The organism is Bartonella sp. TT121SHDZB (assembly GCF_042193415.1).
Taxonomy (GTDB): domain Bacteria; phylum Pseudomonadota; class Alphaproteobacteria; order Rhizobiales; family Rhizobiaceae; genus Bartonella.
Map to the genome: position 1 here is coordinate 527 of NZ_JBHILR010000051.1, position 250 is coordinate 776.

A 250-nucleotide genomic window follows, 5' to 3' on the forward strand; every position below is an offset into this window, starting at 1 on the left:
GGCCGGGCCCGCGCCGATGTTGACCATGGTGAGGCCACTGTGGTCGGCGCGCGCCAGGTGGTAGGCCGGCATCTGCGGCAGGCGCGGCGGCGGCGTGCCCAGCTCGTCATTGGGCTGGGCCGGCAGGCCGGTGCGGCGCGTGACCACGTTGCCGGGCTCGATGGAGGCCACGTATTCGCTGGCCTCCCGGGCCATCTCGGGGTGGCCCAGGCGGATGAATTCGTCGATGTAGAACTGGTAGTTGGTGAAC

The 250-nt window shown here is 70.8% G+C and carries 1 pseudogene; it reads right to left on the minus strand.

From position 1 onward, the window contains the following. Positions 1-250 (minus strand): annotated as a pseudogene (locus ACFIKI_RS08410) (AMP nucleosidase); the annotation flags it as partial.